Origin of the sequence: Herbidospora galbida, from assembly GCF_005233835.1 — a bacterium.
GTDB classification, from domain to species: domain Bacteria; phylum Actinomycetota; class Actinomycetes; order Streptosporangiales; family Streptosporangiaceae; genus Herbidospora; species Herbidospora galbida.
Genome location: NZ_SZQA01000033.1, coordinates 77940 through 96373, shown reverse-complemented (window position 1 = coordinate 96373; position 18434 = coordinate 77940). Strand labels below are relative to the sequence as shown.

Genomic DNA, 18434 nt, shown 5'->3' with positions numbered 1-18434 from the left:
TAAATGGCTGAGCTCAAGAGGCTCGAATCCGACCCGTTGCGGAACTTCAAGTTCCGCGTCTCGGTCGGTCGTGGTTCCGGCTGGGCGAACATGGGCTTCATGTCGATCACCGGCCTGTCCATCTCGACAGACGTTATTCCCTACCGTGAAGGTGGGTATAACACAACCCCGCATAAGTTGCCTGGTCAGAGCGACTTCCCGCCAGTCACCTTCAGTCGTGGACTGGCGGTCGGCGGGGGTACGCAGATCATGGACTGGATGACGGAGATCTTCGACTTCACCCAAGGCACGACGGATACTCCGTCTGCGGGTAATTCGATGAACGACTTCCGGACCACGATTCAGATCGACATCTACTCCCACCCGGCCAAGGGTGGTCTGGGCGTGCCGATGGCGATTTTCAAGTTGCACCACGCGTGGCCTACGAGCATCGCGTTCTCCGACTTGGACGCTGGCGCGAACGCGGTTGTCGTGCAGCAGATGACCGTGGTCCACGAAGGGTTCCAGTTCGCTCTCGCGGACAACCTGAACAACAGCGGCGTGAAGCTGGCCGCCTAATTCGGCTTCATAAATCCGGGTCGATAGTCGGTACCTTTCTTATAGGTATCGATTATCGACCCGGAGACTTTTAGAGACAATGCACGGCACTTTTTACGAGGCTGAGGATTTCGGCGCTCAGCGGACCATGGCGGCCATCAGCTCGGTTCTCGACGAGCAGATCGAGCAGCCCGTCATGCAGGCACCTCCCGCTGACGTCGTCACCCTGCCTTGCGGGCTGATGGTTCCCGGCGAGGCGGTCATCACCACGGCGCAGGTACGTGAGCTCACCGGCTTGGCCGAGGAAGCCATCGCGCGGGCGGCCACCAGTTCCGGCCGGGGTGAGCGAGCGCTGGCGGCGCTGCTGGAGCACGGCGTGGTCAAGCTCGGCCGTTTGGAGGCCACCGACAAGCTGCTCAACCAGCTGACGATCGGCGACCGCGACTGCTTGGTCCTGGAGATCCGCCGGATGACCTACGGCGACACGATCGAGTACGAGCGCTGGGTGTGTCCGGAGTGCCAGGGCGAGTTCGAACTGTCGGTGTCCCTGGACGACATCCCCGTGGTCACCTCCGACGAGCCTGGCAAGAACACCCTCACTGTGCCGCTGCGCAAGGGCCGGACGGCGACCGTGCGGATGGCGACCGGCGCCGACCAGGACGCCATCTCCCAGACCAAGGCCAAGACCGGCGCCGAGATCGACACCGAGCTGCTGATGCGGACGGTGATGTCGGTCACCGACGTGAACGGCAACGAGCACAGCACGGTCGGGAACCGCCAGGCCGTCCGCGAGCAGATGAGCATGGCCGACCGTGCCTCCATCCTCAAGGCGATCCGCAAGCAGCGTCCTGGCCCCCGCCTGGACGAGGTGAAGGTGACCTGCCCCGACTGCGGTGAGTCCAAGGAGATCACCGTCACGTTGGACGCCCTGTTTCAGTCCTGATTACCCCTCCTTGCACGCCACCTACGAGACGTTGATCCATTTCTACGACGGGTGGCGGCTGGCTGACGTGAGGGAGATGACCCCGCGTGAACGCCAGTTCTACTTGGACGCCGCCGCCTGGCGGCTGCGTTTGGAAAGGCCGGTGACCTCTTGAGCGTCGCCCTCAGCGGCAGCCTCGGCGGCGGCTCTATGTCCGGCTCGGCCGGTGGCGCGGTCGGCTGGAAGGTGCTGCACTCCGGTGTCTCCAGCCTCGGCCGGGTGATCTCCGGATCGCTCACCAAGGACCTGCAAGGGCTGACCAAGGCGCTGACCACGCTCACCAGTCAGCTCGGCAAGAGCACCGCTCAGGGCGGCAAGGCCACCTTCGCGGCTGGTCGCTCGGGTGGTGTTGGGTCCATAACCCATTCCGCCTGGCAGTACGGGGGGCGTGGTAACGGCGGCCATCGGGACTTTCCGGGCCTTTGGCCTGAGGAGGACGACCCGTGGACGGACCACGCGTTCCCAGGCACGACAGCTGGCGGTTCGGGCAAAAGCAAGAGCGGTAGCTGGTGGAGCCGCGTAAATCCCCGCTCACAGTACGGAGGTCGCAGCAACGGTGGCCACAACACGTCCGGCGGTAGCACCCCCAGCGGCGGGTCCACACCACCACCACCGTCCGGAGGATCCGGCACCACTCCCCCGCCATCTCCAAGTGCTCAATACGGGGGCCGTGGTAACGGCGGCATGCCTCCGGCCTCGTCGGGGTCAGCGCCGTCGTCTCCGGGATTTTCCAGCAGCGCCATGTCGACACGGGCCCTGACCGGCACGAGCTGGATGCTGGCCGGTGGCAAGGTCTTGGCGCAATACGGCAACGAGCAGCGCGTCAATCAGCATCTGATGGAGATCGCCGCCAATAGCGCCGGACTGGGGACCAGTGATCCGGCGGTGGGCAACAAGGCCTTCCTCGACCAGACGTTCGGCAACCCCGGCGCCCCTCGCTCGGCGAGCGCCTTTTCAACGCAAGATGCCCTGGCTGCCGAGATGGCACGTATTCAGGTCTCCGGCGGCATCGTCCTGGACAACCCTCGCGACAAGAGCTTCGACCGGTCCTGGCGTGCGCTGGCCACGGCCAACCCATGGATGACCGCAGAAGACTCGGCCGAGACGATCAGCTACCTCACCGCGCCGGTCAACCAGCAGACGGCCATCGGCCTGGGCATGGGCGACCTGTTCAATGAGGACGGGTCGTTCATCGGCACGGGTGAATTCACCAAGAGGTTCCTGAAGCACACCTATGGCGACAAGGCGAGCAGCATCACGCCGGAGGATTTCCAGGCGTCGATGGCGCGCGGCCAATCCGGCTTCGTCAACCTGAGCCAGTTCAATCTGTCTGCCAAGGGACAGGCAGCGCTCACCGAGACGATGCGCGCCTACGTCCAGATGCAGCAGCAGGGCTTCGAGGGCCTGACGGCCGAATACTGGCTGCAAGCCGCCGGTGACCCGTCCAAGCCGATGCACGAAGAGGCGAAAAAGCGCCTCGACGGAATGGGCATCAAGTACAGCAACCTTTCTTTCGAGAAGGAACTCTCGGCCCAGGAACGTGGCTGGGACAAGGAATTGCAGGCCGAATACGTTCGCCTGCTCAAGGAGCAGAACGAACTCCTGACGGACGGCAACAAGCACTGGAAGGAGTTGATCGACCGGTGGCCCGTCCGCGATCTGGGAGAGGTGTCCGGCGCCTGGGACAAGTTCTGGTCCAATCCCGGTAAATCGATTCTCGGCTGGTGGCTCGGTGATCCCGTGGACATCGCCAAGCGTCCGAAGACGTTCGGCACCGAGGCGTTGAATTCGTTCAACAGGTTCCAGGCGGGACCGGGCAGCGACCCTGTCGGTGGGATGTCGCAGCAGCATTCTACAACTCAGGGAGGTACCCCGGCCTCCCCGTCGTCGGTTTCCCCTCTGAACGTGCCCAAGGTGACCGGGCCGATCGTCCCGCCGAAGAAGGACGGCCAGAAGCCCGGCGGTAAGAAAGACACCAAGGGTAAGGACGCCAAGGGTAAGCAGAACACCGAGACAGCACGCGGAAGCGCTAGTGCTGTCATCGCGGCTGCGCTTTCCCAGAAGGGTCTCCCTTATTCGTGGGGTGGCGGAGGCAAGAAGGGCCCCAGCTACGGAATCGAGCAGGGCAAGGACATTTTCGGCTTTGACTGCTCGTCACTTATGCAATATGCGTACTGGCAGGGTGCTGGAATTGACATCAGCCGCACCACGTGGACGCAGATGCGGAATAAGAACGGGCGCGACGTTCCGCTGAAGAATGTTCAGCCGGGCGACCTCATCTTCAGCTCCGGTGGATCTCACGTGGTGATGTGGCTGGGCGACGGATACGTTCACGCCCCGCGCACCGGCTCGCGTATCCAGACCGTCAAGGGCATGCCGTCCAAGGCGTTCCGCGCCCGCCGGTTCCTCGGTGGCGGCGGCGGTGAGACGTCTCTCGGTGATGACGTGTGGGACAACTCCTCTGCCGGGCCCCGGGGCGTGTCGACCGGCTCGACCGGTTCGGCCGATTCCTCTGCGGCTGGTACGGCCGATGGCAGCGGAAGCTCCGGCGGTCCCGGCACAGCGGGAGGTCTGCAAGGTCTGGCCGGAAGCATGGGCGGCTGGTCCAGTGAGCTGGACGTCCTCATCGGGCTGCTCGGCGATGACATCGCCTCATCCGGCTCGGGTGAAGGATCCTCCCGGGACGACGGGCCTGCCGTGCGCGGTGTCGCGATCGAGGGCGACAAGTCCGTCAGCGCACCGGACACCGGCGGCGCCGGATGGGTCGCATCGGCCAACAAGAACAACAAGAGCAAGAAGACCAAGGGCAGGAACCCCCAGCCGAAGAACACCAGCAGGTCGGCGAACCGGGCCCTGGGCAAGCGGATGGCCGCCGCCCGGGGCTGGGACGACGGCGAATGGACCGCTCTGGACAAGCTGTGGGAGCGCGAGTCCAACTGGAACCACCTGGCCAAGAACAAGTCGTCGGGCGCTTACGGCATCCCGCAGTCGCTGCCCGCCGACAAGATGGCCAGCGCCGGATCCGACTGGCGGACCAACCCGGCCACCCAGATCAAATGGGGCCTGGGTTACATCGGCGACCGCTACGGCAACCCGGTCAAGGCCTGGGGCCACAGCCAGCAGGTTGGCTGGTACGACAAGGGCGCCTGGGACGTCCCCGCTGATCAACCGGCGGTCGTCCATAAGGGCGAGATGGTCGTGCCCGCCAAGCAGGCCGAAACCATCCGCGACGCGCTGCTGCGGGAGAACGTCCCGACCTCGGCCGCCACCGGCGGTGGCGGCATCGTTTTCGGCCCCGGCAGCGTGCAGATCCAGCTAGGCCCCGGCGTTGACGAACAGGCCGGGAAGGCGCTGGCCGCGCGTTTCTTCGAAGAGCTCGACAGGATTACCGTGCACCGCAAGATTCAGGCTGGCGTGTAATGGCGCCACCGTCAACCAATCCCCCCATTCACCCCAAGTTGGCCGCCACGATCGGTCCCGATGGGCGCAGCATCACCGTTCGGCGCGGATATATCCGCAACGAGGACGGCAAGTACAAGCTCAACTTTCTGTTCAACCCGGGTGGTCTGTCGACTTCCTATGGGCTGGAAACCAATCTGTCGTTCAACATCATGAACGCGTGGGACCAGCGGGACCAGGGACGGATGCGTGTTCTCCCGAATCAGCATCTGAACCTGAGTCTGCTGTTCGACCGCACCTATGAGGTGTACGAGGGATCCATTCCCAAGGGTGTCGAGATTGACATGGAAGTGGCCAAAGCCGTCGTCGGATTGTACGAGACGGTTTCCGGCGGAACCCTGTCCGGGTCGACGACGGGCATCATGCTTTTCGCGCCGGTGGACATCGTGCTGGCCACGACGAGCCCTTTGAAGTTCTTCGGCGTCATCGAGTCCCTGTCGATGAACTACACCATTTTCAATTACGCCCAGGTTCCGATTCGCGCCCAGCTGGACGTCGGCATCAAGCTCATGCCGAAAACGGTTTTCAATGGCGCAGGTGTGGACACCGGTGGCGGCGGTGTTCTCCAGCCGGGAGTTCAGAGTAATCCGGGCGGAATTCTCGACGACCTCTTCATTCTCCGGACCCGGAGGGACTGACCATGGCATCGCGTTACGAGAACATGCAGCCGGTCAAGACGTCCTTCCGGCCGGGAATCCTGTACGGCCGGGATCTGCGCACCCCGCCGGAAGGCGTCATCCGGTTCACGTTCCACCAGATGTCGGAGAAGGACCGGTGGGACACGCTGGCGTCGGAGTACCTGAAGGACGTCACCCTTTGGTGGATGATCCTCGACGCCAATCCCGAAATCCTCGACCCGTTCGACATCCGTCCGGGCCAAGTCATCCGGCTGCCATATGTATTGGCGTAGGGTATTTTTCGAGCTGCGGGACGCGCAGGGCAGGATCATCAATCCCGGGCCGATGGATCTGCGGGTACAGCAGCGCCTCGGTGAGAACACCATCATGTCGGCGCGCGTCCACCATGCCTACCATCAGGTGAAGAACCCCAAGATCCTCAAAGAGGATTCCTTAATTCAGGTGAACTGGGGAACCAAGCCGACCGGCAATGAGACCTGGTTCGGCTATATCCACCACCCGCAATTCGATTCCAGCGCGCCGGACCGTAACGGCAACGTGGAAATCAACTACCTGATGGTGGGGACCGGGCACCTGCTGACCGACCAGCGGCGCAAGACGTGGCTCAAGATGTCCGACTCAGCCATCGCCCGCGAGATCGCCAAGCAGTACGGCCTGTCCAGCGTGGTGCACAAGACGTCCAAGGTCCACGAGTGGCTGCTCCAGGACGGCGAGAGCGACATGGCGTTCCTCACCCGCCGCGCCAAGGAGTCCGGCCGGAAGTTCTGGGTCGAAAACGCCGTCCTCTATTTCGTCGACGTCGCCGCGTGGAGCGCCGGTAAGGGCATCGTGATGCCGGAATACGACGTGCACAAGGACCCGAACCTGCCCACTGACGTGCTGCGGTTCCAGGCCGACGTCGGCGCCGACATGCCCCAGCAGGGACGGCAGTACCGGCGGGCGATCCACGGCGTCGACCACCAGACCGGAAAGATGATCAAGAGCAAGAACGCCGACGACAGTAAGGCCCGGCACGACGTGCTGGGCTACACCCGCGCCGACAACATGGAAGACCTCAACTACCAGCTCGACGCGCACACCATCTCGACCTCGGAATGGGTCGGGGCCAGCGCCACGCTCGCCGGTGACATCATCCTGACCCCCGGCCAGCCCATCAAGATCAAGGGCCGCGCCGTCCCCAAGGACGCGCACGGAGTCTGGATGATCGTCGCGGCCGACCACCGGCTGCGTTCCTACGGCTCGGCCGCCGTGGGCAACTCCATGTTCCTCACCGACGTCAAGCTCGCCCGCAACGCCCGCGAGGACTACGCCACCTCCGACACCACCATGCCCCGCCTCAACCAGAAATGCGTCCCCGGTTCGGACGGCTGGAAGGCCGCATCGATGCAGGACATCACACTATGACGAAACTACGCGAAGGCTCCCACTGGGGCATCGTCATGTCGACCAACGACCCCGAGCAGCGTGACCGGCTCAAGATCCGCATCCCGAGGATGATGGGCGAAGAGGTCACCGACTGGGTCGAGCCCGACTCCCTGGCCGTGTCGGTCTTCAAGGTCGGGGACCGCGTCTGGGTCCGCTGCCTGGACGGCGACACCCGGCACATGGTCTACCACGTCCCGTGGGACAAAAAGCGCGCCCACCTGCGCAACGCCACGGATTTCGTCGACCTCACCCATCCGGTCGGGCCGGTGACCGTCCGGGCCGAGAACGACACAGCGTACATGAGCGGAAACACCAGCAGCGTGGTCATGTCCGGCGGCAAGGTCCATTGCATGGGCAAGGATGCCTCCGGCTATGTTCCGTGCGTGGCGACCGTTCATGAAATCGCCTCTTCGGTGAGTCTGAAGCACGATATCCGCGATCACGACTTCGATCCGTTCCAAGTCATCAAGAACGCGCCGGTGAAGGTCTGGAAATACGTTCCCGAGTATTCCGCTGATCAGCGGGACCATATGGGACCACTGCTCGAACAGCTTCCCGAGGAATTCCGATCGGGCGACAATCTGGATCCTCAAGCCCTTGTCAGCGTTCTGTGGGAGGCCGTTCACGACCTCTCGATCCGCGTTGAGCTGCTGGAGAATAGACTTTACGGGCCGAAGAGCACGAACACAGAATAACTAGGCGCCCGACAATACACTTGAATTAATTATTGTCGGCAATTTGGCTTGGTGTTTCGTGACACTTGAGGAAATCCAGCATTTGCGGAGGCTGGTGGAAGCCAATCGTGACTTCCGAACGGCTGCGCAAGATCAGCTGGTTATCTCGGAAGCGCGACTTCGTGCTGCCCATGAACGTATCCGCGAGCTGGAGAATGAGCTGATTCTAGCCAGTCCTCCCGAGAATGCGGCGACGATTCATTTTGGGAACGTCGACCCCGCCGCCTTTGGGCAAGCCATTGCCGATGAGCTGGCCCGGGGCAAGAAGGCGCGGGAACTGTGACGGCCACTCCCATCGCGATCGATCTGCCTTTCCGATTCGGCGCGGACGGGGGCGTCGCCGCGACACGTCAGGTGCATCGTCAGATCATTCAGCGTCTGACCAGCATTGTCGGCACGGAGCCGACCGAGCGTGTGATGCTGCCGCAATTCGGCGTCCCCGCCGCGTCGTATGTTTTCGAACCGGATGCGACCTTAGTCGCCGTTGAGCTTCGTGGCCTGACCGAGGAGCAGACGGCGATGTGGGAACCCGGATTGAATGTGATCGCGGTTGTTCCCGAACATGACGACACCGGTAAGACGGCGATCGTCGACGTCAAGTATGAGCGTACGGACGACCCGTCCGCCCCGACGTCACGTGCGCGTTATGTGCATGTCGCCTCGTTCGGCCCGCGTGGTATCGAGCGCGAGGTAATTCGTGGCTGATCTTATTCCGGTCGACTATACGGCGGCCGACTACGCCGATATCCGGGCGGACGTCCTCCGGCGTGCTGAACGGCTGATTCCGGAATGGACCTCCCGGTCAGAGGCCGATTTCGGCGTCGTCATGGCCGAGCTGTTCGCCCACACGGCCGACCTCAACAACTATGGAATCGACCGGTTGCTGCGGGAATCGTTCCTGCCGACCGCCTCGACATTGACCAATGTGTTGTTGCTCGCCGAGATGTTGGGCTACATCCCGCACGGCCCGGTGCCAGCGCAAGGACAGATCACGCTGGTGTCCGATCCTGGCGGTCCCGAGGTCGAGATTCCGGCCGGGACCGTGTTCGTGTCCGACTACATCGACGCCATTGACCAGCCGATCTACTACGAGACGGTCGAGACGGTGACCGTCCCCGCTGACGGCGCGGAGCTGGACGTCGACATCGTCGAGGGCCGGACCGTGGTCAAGGCCGAAATCGGCATGAGCACCGGCCAGCAGGCGCAGCGCATCGTCATCCCCCAGCAGCGCATCCTCCATGGGTCGGTCCGCATCTACGTGCAGGACGAACACGCCGACCTGGAGTGGCTGTGGATTCCCCGGCTGACCTACGCCTCCGGAAGCGACCTGGTCTTCACCTCCCGTCCGGACGCCTCCGGCGCGACGATCATCAGTTTTGGTGACGGCGTCACCGGCGCCGTCCCGCCGCTGGGTGCCAAGATCTATGCGACCTATCGCGTCGGCCTGGGCGGCGCGGGTAATCTTCCGGCCGGTTCGCTGCCGGTCATCTCCTCGCCCGTCAGTGGCGTGACCATTCAGGTCGACTCGGCGGGCAAGCCGATGGTGACCGCGTTGGACGGCGGCGCCGACAGGGAGAGTATCGAGGAGATCCGGCGTAACGCGGCGCTGGCCTACAGCGCGTACGGGCGTGCGGTCACCACGGCGGACTTCGCCAAGATCGCGTTGACCGTTCCCGGTGTCGTCGCGGCGAACGCCATCTCGTCGGTGGCCAGCTCGGTGATCGTCTACATCGCCGGTCCCGGCCGAACCGTCCCGGCTGATGAGCTGGTGGTGTCGGTCATCGACCAGCTGGCCTCGGCCTCGGCCGCCGGGACCCGGGTGACGGTGTCCGGGCCGACGATCATCAGCGTCAACTTCGGGTCGGTGTCCACGCCGATGCGGCTGACCGTCGCGCCGACCTACCGGCGCAGCGTCGTGGAGACGTTGGTTCGCACCCAGCTCAACACGATCGTCGCCAGTGCGGACAACGCCTTCGGGTCCCGGATCTCGGTGGGCGAGGTGTACGGCGCGCTGGCCGCGATCCCCGGCGTGGTCAACGTGACGATCCCGGTGATGGCCCGCGCCGACTCCCCGCAGACCGGTGTGGCCGACATCGTTCTCCAGCCCTGGGAGATCCCGGTGATGGGGACGGCGACGATCGAGACGGTCGGCGGAGTGACCTGATGGCCTCCTACCCCAATTCCCTGCGTCCCTGGGCGACCAAGAGGGACTGGATCGACCCGATCTTCGCTCTGCACTTCAACCAGAGCCAGGACGAAATCTCGGCCACCCAGCGGACGATTGGGATCCGTCCTCAGATCGCCACCAACGATCCCGCCGAGCGCACGCCGAACTACACCACGGTCGCCAACCGCATCAGCCAGATGGCCCGCGCGCAGCCGATGATCGCCTACCGGGGCATCCACGAGGTCGCACAGATCGAGGCCAATGAGTACTTCCGGCCGACGCTGACCGCCAGCGAAGACACCCACAACGGTGCGATCACCACGGGCTACCGGATCCCTCAGACCGGCTTCTGGGTCTTCACCGCCAAGGCCGACTGGCTGCCGGTCGAGTCGGTGACCGACAAGCCGATCATCCGGATGATCTCCCTGGAGATCGACGGTGAGGACTGCGGTATCCGCGACGTCATCACCCAGAGCGTCGACATCATCGACGACATGACCACGATGGTCACCTGGCAAGAGACGCTGGAGAAGGGGACGACCATCTCGGTCGCGCTGACCGTCGTCAACCCCAACACCCCGGCGCCGGACGCGGTCGCCCACGTCTACTTGCGGGCCCACCTGGTGCGCTGCCTGGACCGTGGCGGGCCTGGTATTCCCACACCGGAATTCGAGCCCGAGCCGCCGCCGCCGGAAGAGCCTCCTCCCGGCCCACGGCCGGAACCACGACCACCGGACCGTCCACCCAGCAGGCCCGTCTCCTCAGGTGACGGCGTCGGCCTGGGCATCGTCACCTATGACGAAGGCGGTCACGTCACCAGCACCAACCACAACCCGTACAACTGGCCGTCTGACGTTGATCCGAGTGCTTGGCCCTGGAATCGATAGGTATATAGTTAATGGTCGCGTCTTATCCCGCCGCGATTCCTACATGGTCCACCAAGCGCAATTATCTCGACATTGTCTGGGCCGATCACATGAATCGCGTCCAGGAGGAAATCGAAGGCACTCAGCGGACGCTTGGAGTCATTCCTCAGCGGGCGACGAACAACCCGGGGAATCGCACTCCTGATCACGGTACCGTGGCCGCCCGTATTCAGAGCGTGGCGCGCGGTGAACATGTCCCGTATTTTCGCGGCTCAATCCGCGAGTACAAGATCACCCCGAACGGCTGGTTCCGGCCGAGCCTGCGCGCCGACGACGATCCGTTCGGTATGTATACCGGCTCGGGACTCACCTTGAACGAAAGCGGCTACTGGTCTTTCAGCATCAAGGCTGACTGGGCTGCCTACACCGAGACCACCAGCCGGGAAGCGACACGCATGCTCCGGCTGGAGATCAACGGAAACGACATCGGCGTCCGCGACTCGGTCGTGGAATCGACCGCCAACCGGGCGACGTTGCACAACCACATCACCTGGTCGGACACCTATCCGTCCGGAACCACGATCTCCATCGGTGTCCGCACCAACATGACCGGGGCCAGCCGTCAGCTGGCGCTGCACGCCTATCTGCGAGCCCACTGGGTCCGCAGTGCGCCATACACGGGGGAAGGTGGTTCGGTCCCTTTTGAGCAAATCCCGGATGACGATCCGGGAGGGCCCGGGACCAGCTGCCCAGATCCGGAGCCACGGCCGAACCCGCGCCGCCGGTACAAGCCCTACTGCCTGCCCCGGGGAGGCATCGTCGGCTATCTGACGCGGACCGGCAGGCAGGCGTTTTCCCCTCTCGACATTTGCATCATCGACAACACCAGCCGGTTCTTCACCGACAACCCTTATCCGGAATTTGAGACCTTTGATGAGGCCGCCGAATTCCGGCAGGAGCTGTGGATGCAGTTGCGTCCCGACCATGAAGAGCGCGACTGGCAAGACGATGCTCGCAGCGTAATTACAGGATTCGAATGGCCATCTATGTAGTCCACCGATATGGTGAACGGTTCTACGGCCCTGAGCCGGATCTGCCGACATTTGATGTCACGTCGTTCAAGGCGTACTCGGTCGACTACCAGACGATGCACGTCACGTGGAACTCCCCGACCGGGGAGTTCGACAGGTTCCGTCTGGTCAAGGGCATCTTCGGATTCCCGGCCAACGAGAACGACGGTCAGATCCTGATCGACTCCGACGTGGCCGACACCGGATACGACGACACCGATCTGGGCGCGGCCAGGTTCGTCTACTACAGCATCTTCCTGCGGATCAACGGCGTCTGGCTGCTGGCCTCGACATGCAGCGCACTGCACATCCGCAACAAGCACAGCGACCGCTGGCTGTGGGACCGTCTGCCGATCCACTACCAGATGCTGCGCAGCAACCAGCTGACGCTTGAGGCTGACTACAACTATGACCTGGCCAGGTATATGGCCGTCATCGGCTGGGGTGTGGACCGGATCCGTACCGCGACCGAGGCCGCCACCTACCGGGCCGACGTCTACTACAGCCACATCGGCATCGTGGAGCTGATCGCCGACCAGCTCGGCCTCCCCCGCTACGGCGGCCTGCCCGGCATCCGCCAGCGCAGCTTGACCGCCAACGCGACGCCGCTGCTGGCCGAGCGAGGGGCGACGGAGACCGCGCAGGCGGCCGGTCGAATCATCTCCGGCTGGGACGTCGTGCTCCGTCCGACACGCAACCGGATGCTGAGCACCGACCGCGCGGCGATGATCAATCCCAAGCCGCTGGAGTGGGACCCGGCGGTCTACTACCCGGTCGGCAGCCGCGTCACGTTCTTCGACGCGGCCTACGTCTGCGTCACCGCCGCACTGGGTTATGAGCAGTGTCCCGAAGGTGAGCGCGTCTCCAACACCTGGTGGCAGGCGCTGCTCGCGGTCGACGACCGCACCGTGGCGTGGGACTCGGCCGCCCAGGCGCAGCACACCTGGCATCCGCTGTCCCTGACCGGCGGCGTCGGTAACGACAAGGTCCTCACCAAGATGATCTTGGGTGCGCCGCGCCCGCTGGACTCGCTGCACAGCACCAACGGCGTCATCCTGCACAACAACCACTCCAGCGCGATCACCGTCGCGGCGCGCTGCGTGCCGACCAACCCGGCGGTCGCGACCACCGACCCCCTGGCGGCGATTCAGAATGGTGTCCCGCTGCCGGTCCTGTACGACTGGAGTCCTACCCGGCGCTACGACGCCGGTGACCTGGTGTCCTTCCAGGGCAGGTGCTACCACGCGATCCGGCCATCCAAACTCGGCGTCAACCCCCGGGACAACAGCGACCGCTGGCAGGTCGTCGGCACCGACAACCGGATCAAGGTCACCCTGTCGGCCTACACCCACCAGCCGCACACCAACAGCGGTAAGCCGGTCGACGCCGCCACGGTGTTCATCGACTGGTACGACGATCGCGGTGTTTTGATCGGACGCGAATTCGGCAACCCCACAGACACCCGCGTCCTGGACACCTTCACCACCTACTCCGGCTCGGCGACCTCCGCGATCACCAGCCGCACCACCGAATACGGCGCCAAGACCTGGAGCTCACCGGTCGGCTCCCTGGTCCGCGACTCCTACCAGTACGGCGTGGTCAAGCCCAACGCAGGCGACACCCGCTCCATGAGCGTGATCAACTACGGCTCCGCCAACGCCACCGTCGCCAGCACGTTCGTGGCCGTCCCGGACGGCGGCAAGCAGCAGGCGATCATCCTGCGGCAGTCGTCCTCGACCAGCTACGTCCGGGCGACCCGTACCAAGCTCCAGACCGTCTCCGGCGCGACCGTCACCGACCTGGTCACCTATGGCACACCTATCGGCGACGGCGACCGGCTGACCGTGACCGTGACCGGTAACAACTACACGATCCTGCGCAACGGCACGCAGGTCGGAACCGCAACCAGCTCTTTCAACAGCTCGGCGACTAATTTCGGCCTCGCCGTGGAGGCATAACACATGGCTACCTACAACCTCTGTCCGTTCCCACGGCCCGGCCTGGGTGACGCTGTCTGGAGCACCGAGCGCAACAGCGCGCCGTTCCCTTCCCTGACCTACGGCAGCTCGGCATTGTCGTGTACGGCGACGTTCACGTCCACAGGCAGCTACCAGTCGGCCGGTTTCAACGGTGGCCCCGAACCCGGTCCGGGCCTGATCCCCGTCCCGACCGGCGTCCCGCTGTACATCAGCTTCGACCACACCATCGGCAGCACCAGCGGCGGCGTCGAATACTGGTGGGGCATCAACTTCTTTGACGCCGACGCCGAACTCATCAGCAGCCACGGCGCGATCTCCGTGAGCAGCAGCGGACGCCGGACCAGGACCGGGGCACCTCCCGCCGGGACCGCGTTCATCAAGTTCTTCGTCTTCGCGTCGATGAACGCCGCGTCCAGCCGGTCGGTGACCTTCTCCATCGACCGGATCCGCGTCAGCACGCAGAACTCCACTACGGCGCTGGACGGCACCTCCTACGGCTATGGCTGGTCGGGCACCGAACTGCGGTCCACCACGATAGACGAGTCCGACTCCGTCATCGCCAACTGGTGGCGTCAGCCGCGCACCACCGGCTCCCTGACAACGGCATGGGTGCCCTACTGGGAGGCCTCCGGCCAGACCTCCGGCGGCATGACGGTTACCTCGGGACCAGGCGCTCGCAGTGTGTCGGGCAACATCTCCCGGACCAACAGCAGCACCTACCGCGACGTCGGCCTGTCCCAGACGTTGCTTGTCGGCCAGATGTCCGGCAGCACGGCCTACCTGTCGGCGACCGTCAGCAGCGTGTCCGGGCTGGGTACCGGCGACGCTATCCGGCTGCTGATCGCCTGGTTCGACGGCAACATGGTGAATCTGGGCAGCTCGTCTTCCATCACCATGCCCACGGCCGGAGGGCGTTCCGGCGGCGCGGTCACCGTCCCGGCCAATGTCGTCTACGCCCGTGTCGCTCTTCAGATCCTCACGCAGACCGGATTCACCAGCGCCAGCCACGCGGTGTCGGCCACGATCGACTACATCCGCCTCACCAGCGCCACTGAAACTGACTATCTCGACGGCTCCACTCCCGGCTACACCTGGCGCGGCGCGGCCAACAGCGCCTTCACCATCTCGACCTCGCCGTTGCAGTCGACCGGCCAGACCGGATTCACCGGCACCCTGGAAACCCGCCTGGAGACCTACCTGGTCGCCTCCGGCGGGATCGGGTTCAACGGCAGCCTGATCAGCTTCCTGAGCTCGACCAGTTCCACCGGCCACACCTCCTTCAGCGGAGCGCTGGACGTCTGGCCCTACGGTCCTGTCTCGGCCGAGGCCGGAGCGTCCTTCTCTGGCACGATCGAGCTGGCCGCCCTGCTTCCGGTCGAGATGAGCGGCGGCATCGGCTTCTCCGGCACGGTCGAGACCGACATCGCGATCATGAGCGAGACCATCATCGGCGGTGTCGGCTTCACTGGCACCCTGGAGATGAGCCTCCCGCCAGACATGGAAATGTCGGGCGACATCGGTTTCGGCGGAACGCTGGAATCCTCGATCGCCGGTCAGACCTCATCCCGTGGGGAAATGAGCTTCACCGGCACGCTGGACGTGGTGCAGCTCATCCCCGCCGGGTCCTTCGCCGACTTCGCGATCTTCGCGACGACCGAGACCGACCCGCTGAGGTCTATCACCTCCGGCAGCAACGGAGGCATCAACTCTGGCGCGACCGGCGCTGAATGGACGCGCGTGTACGGAGAGTTCGCCGCGCCGCAGGGAAACAAACAATGGGGAAGGGCGGCGTTCGCCATTCCGGGCATTCAGTTCTCCGGCGTCGCCGCCGGGGACTGGCAGGAGTTCACTTATGTGCAGCTGGAGATCTCCGGCCCTTCCGGGCCGAGTGCGTTCAGCAACGGCGCGTCTTTGCGCCCTCTGGTCTACCCCGACCGGCTCAACGTCCACCCACACGCCGTCACGGTCGCGGCCGACCCGGCGGCCGACTACGCCGGAACACCGATCACCAGCCCGCTGGACGGTGACACGACCGGCGGCCTCAATGTCGAGGTGCTGGCCGGGAACACGCTGACGATCAGCACAGCGCTGGACTGGCTGATCCCCGGCACCATGTACACGGCCAGCATGTATCTCAAGCCGTCCGGCACGATCACCGACATCCTCCTGGCCGCCTACACCAGCGTCTCCGGAGTCCCGATCTCGCAGGAATCCGCGTGGTCGGACGCCGTCCAGGTCGAGGACCTCGACGAAGGCTGGCGCCGGATCCACGTGAAATTCGCGGCGCCGGAAACAGGAACTGCGGTCCTTGTTCTCACGCCGGTCGCACCCGATCAGGTCGCCGATGAATCGTTCGACGTCGCGGGAATGCTGGTCGAATCTGGTATCAACCTCAACCCGTATTTCTGGCCGGACGGACCTGGCCCCGACATCGGCTACCGGAATGGTTTCTCCGACGCCACCGGCGGCATCTTCTATTACAACGACCGGCTACGCCGCGCCTATATTTTGAAAGAGGCCCTGGAAGACCAGCGGCCGACAGGTATCGGCATCGAAGAAGCCGAGTTCTTCACAATTCCTCATATCGATGTATAGCCCCGTATAGGAGTCTCGTTGTGGTTACCCTTCACGCCTCAATGGCTTTGGCGATTGCCATTGGAACCGTTCTTCCCATCCTTACTGGCCTCGTCACCAAACAGTCCTGGGGCGCGGGATTCCGAGCCTTTGTTCTGGCCGTGCTGTCCGGAGCGACCGGCTTTCTCACCGAACTCAAGGGGTCGTTCGACCTCAACACGTCCTTCGATCTCACCGCCGCGCTGCTGACCTGGCTGCTGGTCGCGCTGACCGGTGTCGGCGTCCATCTCGGCTTCCTCAAGCCCACCGGCATCTCCACGGCGGTCAAGAACACGCTGGTCAAGGACTAACCTGACGTGCCGAATCTCCTGGGACTCCTGCACCCGTACGGCGTCCTGGCCGACGTGGTCCTGCTCGTCTTCGGTTCCTACGTGATGTACGAGATGTGGGCCATGTCGCCGCTCGGCCGCCGGACCCCCGACTGGCTCCGGCCAGCCCTGTGCTCTGCGAGCGCGGCGCTGCTGGCGTGGGCCTCGCTCGACTGGGTGGTGCTGGCCCTGGGGATCGGCGGAGCCGCGACACTGATCCGCGCGCTCATCATCTCGCTCACCTCACGGCCGTGACGAGTTCCTCAACTAGTTAAGCAAGTATCGATACCTCTCCTAGGAGCGAGGCTTTCGGGTCGGTTAAATACCAGTTACCGACCTCATCCTCCCCTGGAGCAACTGTGTCTTCTTCAGCTATGCCCGCCTCCGGTCCGATCTCTGTCGTCGTCGCCGGAGGCGCTGCTGTCAGCACCGACCTGGTGAACGACCTTCTCGAAGACTGGCTGCGCGTCAACACCGACAACCCGGCCGACGCCTGGGTCTACCTGCCCGCCGCCGACGACTGGGTCACCAAGGCCGTCCTGTACACCGCCGATCTGCTCGTCGACCTCGGCAGCGAGGGCCCCGGCTACTCCGTCGTCACCGATCACACCACCCAGAGCCGCAAGGTCAAGCAGCTCATCGCGGGCGCCAAGGAGGGCATCACCTCCGACAAGGCCGGAATGACCGACAACCTCATCGCCCTGCTCCAGGAGGACCAGGAGACCTACGGAAGAACTCCGTACGTGATCCTGGCGTTCGGCGCCGACGACGAGGCCCCGGACGACAACACCGAGGACCTCCTGCTGGCCGCCCAGGAGGCTGGGATCACGATCCTGGAACTGGCCGCCCTCGGCCTCGACGAGCTGGTCTTCGACTTGGAGGACGCTCCCGAAGAGGAGATCAACGTCGCCGAAGAGATCACCAAAGAGGCTCGTGACGCCGCCCTGGCCGAGGCCATGGACAGACACCCGGCGGGAAAAGCCGTTCAGCAGACACTCCCTGACATGCCCGCCGAGCCGGTCGCCGACGAGGCCCAGGCCCTGCCCGCCGCCGTCATCACCACGCGGGAACCCGACGAGATCCCCAAGCTGGCAGAAGTGCTCCGACTGGCCCACGACCACTTCCTGCACACCGACATCGCCAACGCTTCCGCGCATGGCCAGCCGACTCGTCTGCGCCCGCTGACCCACTGGCTCGGTCACTACCGCGACGTGGTGGACCTCCGCGACATCGCGCAGGAGTGGCGGGAGAAGGTGACGCCGGAGCCGGAGCCGGAGCAGCTCACCATCGAATCCGCCAGCGCCGAGACCGAGCCCCCCAAGCCGGTCGGCCGCACCCGCGCGAAGGCTGGAGAGGTTTCCGTACTAGTCAATGAACTCGGTGAGATCGTGAAGCTCGCGGGGAAGGGCAAGCCCGGCCGTGGGCTGACGCGGAAGATCGTCCCCAAGGAGCAGGCCGAGCACCTTCTGGCGTCCTGACCTGGGGAAAAAGATGTGCCCCGGAGTGAACGCGACGACGGTTAACGATCTCCGGGGCACATCTCCAGCATGCATCCGACCCTCGGGGACGCGGCCAAGATGACTTGTCGCGTTTGGGTGATGCGCGATGAACGCTAGCAGTTCCTTAACTAGTTCA

At 64.3% G+C, this 18434-nt stretch carries 16 protein-coding genes and 2 pseudogenes; all 18 read left to right on the top strand.

Annotated features, from left to right (window positions below; genetic code table 11):
* Window positions 1-3 precede the first annotated feature (3 nt).
* Window positions 4-558, top strand: coding sequence for a phage tail protein (locus FDA94_RS29205; RefSeq protein WP_137250281.1), 555 nt, complete (start codon window positions 4-6; stop codon window positions 556-558).
* A 127-nt stretch (window positions 559-685) separates the two neighbouring features.
* Entirely contained in the window at window positions 686-1480 is a 795-nt protein-coding gene (locus FDA94_RS29200) for a T4 family baseplate hub assembly chaperone (protein ID WP_137250280.1), read from the top strand.
* Between the two features lie 189 nt (window positions 1481-1669).
* Window positions 1670-3871 (top strand): annotated as a pseudogene (locus tag FDA94_RS41385) (C40 family peptidase); the annotation flags it as partial.
* 555 nt (window positions 3872-4426) lie between these two features.
* Window positions 4427-4654, top strand: a pseudogene (locus FDA94_RS40700) (aggregation-promoting factor C-terminal-like domain-containing protein); the annotation flags it as partial.
* A 323-nt stretch (window positions 4655-4977) separates the two neighbouring features.
* Window positions 4978-5616 (top strand): hypothetical protein, encoded by a 639-nt coding sequence (locus tag FDA94_RS29190; RefSeq protein WP_137250278.1) that lies wholly within the window; start codon window positions 4978-4980, stop codon window positions 5614-5616.
* A gap of 2 nt (window positions 5617-5618) precedes the next feature.
* The gene (locus FDA94_RS29185) at window positions 5619-5888 is read left to right on the top strand and encodes a LysM peptidoglycan-binding domain-containing protein (protein WP_137250277.1); all 270 of its coding nucleotides are present in this window, start codon (window positions 5619-5621) and stop codon (window positions 5886-5888) included.
* Window positions 5889-5940: 52 nt separating this feature from the next.
* Window positions 5941-7020, top strand: a complete 1080-nt coding sequence (locus tag FDA94_RS29180; RefSeq protein ID WP_170991175.1) for a phage late control D family protein — start codon at window positions 5941-5943, stop codon at window positions 7018-7020.
* Complete coding sequence (locus FDA94_RS29175; RefSeq protein ID WP_137250275.1) at window positions 7017-7736, top strand: hypothetical protein; 720 nt, start codon at window positions 7017-7019, stop codon at window positions 7734-7736. The genes FDA94_RS29180 and FDA94_RS29175 overlap by 4 nt, the downstream gene beginning before the upstream one ends.
* Before the next feature lie 58 nt (window positions 7737-7794).
* Complete coding sequence (locus FDA94_RS29170) at window positions 7795-8058, top strand: hypothetical protein (RefSeq protein WP_137250274.1); 264 nt, start codon at window positions 7795-7797, stop codon at window positions 8056-8058.
* The gene (locus FDA94_RS29165) at window positions 8055-8480 is read left to right on the top strand and encodes a GPW/gp25 family protein (protein ID WP_137250273.1); all 426 of its coding nucleotides are present in this window, start codon (window positions 8055-8057) and stop codon (window positions 8478-8480) included. Before FDA94_RS29170 ends, FDA94_RS29165 begins: the two co-directional genes overlap by 4 nt.
* Complete coding sequence (locus tag FDA94_RS29160; RefSeq protein WP_137250272.1) at window positions 8473-9939, top strand: baseplate J/gp47 family protein; 1467 nt, start codon at window positions 8473-8475, stop codon at window positions 9937-9939. Before FDA94_RS29165 ends, FDA94_RS29160 begins: the two co-directional genes overlap by 8 nt.
* A complete protein-coding gene (locus FDA94_RS39510) occupies window positions 9939-10829 on the top strand; it encodes a hypothetical protein (protein WP_170991174.1) in 891 nt (296 codons plus the stop codon). The genes FDA94_RS29160 and FDA94_RS39510 overlap by 1 nt, the downstream gene beginning before the upstream one ends.
* 11 nt (window positions 10830-10840) lie before the next feature.
* Entirely contained in the window at window positions 10841-11860 is a 1020-nt protein-coding gene (locus FDA94_RS29145; protein WP_137250269.1) for a hypothetical protein, read from the top strand.
* The gene (locus tag FDA94_RS29140; protein WP_137250268.1) at window positions 11845-13836 is read left to right on the top strand and encodes a hypothetical protein; all 1992 of its coding nucleotides are present in this window, start codon (window positions 11845-11847) and stop codon (window positions 13834-13836) included. The genes FDA94_RS29145 and FDA94_RS29140 overlap by 16 nt, the downstream gene beginning before the upstream one ends.
* 3 nt (window positions 13837-13839) lie before the next feature.
* Window positions 13840-16452 carry a hypothetical protein gene (locus FDA94_RS29135; protein ID WP_137250267.1) on the top strand — a complete coding sequence of 871 codons (2613 nt, stop codon included), beginning with the start codon at window positions 13840-13842 and terminating at the stop codon, window positions 16450-16452.
* A gap of 41 nt (window positions 16453-16493) precedes the next feature.
* Window positions 16494-16781, top strand: coding sequence for a hypothetical protein (locus tag FDA94_RS29130; protein ID WP_170991173.1), 288 nt, complete (start codon window positions 16494-16496; stop codon window positions 16779-16781).
* A gap of 6 nt (window positions 16782-16787) precedes the next feature.
* The gene (locus FDA94_RS29125) at window positions 16788-17054 is read left to right on the top strand and encodes a hypothetical protein (RefSeq protein ID WP_137250265.1); all 267 of its coding nucleotides are present in this window, start codon (window positions 16788-16790) and stop codon (window positions 17052-17054) included.
* A 182-nt stretch (window positions 17055-17236) separates the two neighbouring features.
* The gene (locus FDA94_RS29120) at window positions 17237-18277 is read left to right on the top strand and encodes a hypothetical protein (protein WP_137250264.1); all 1041 of its coding nucleotides are present in this window, start codon (window positions 17237-17239) and stop codon (window positions 18275-18277) included.
* Window positions 18278-18434: the final 157 nt, after the last annotated feature.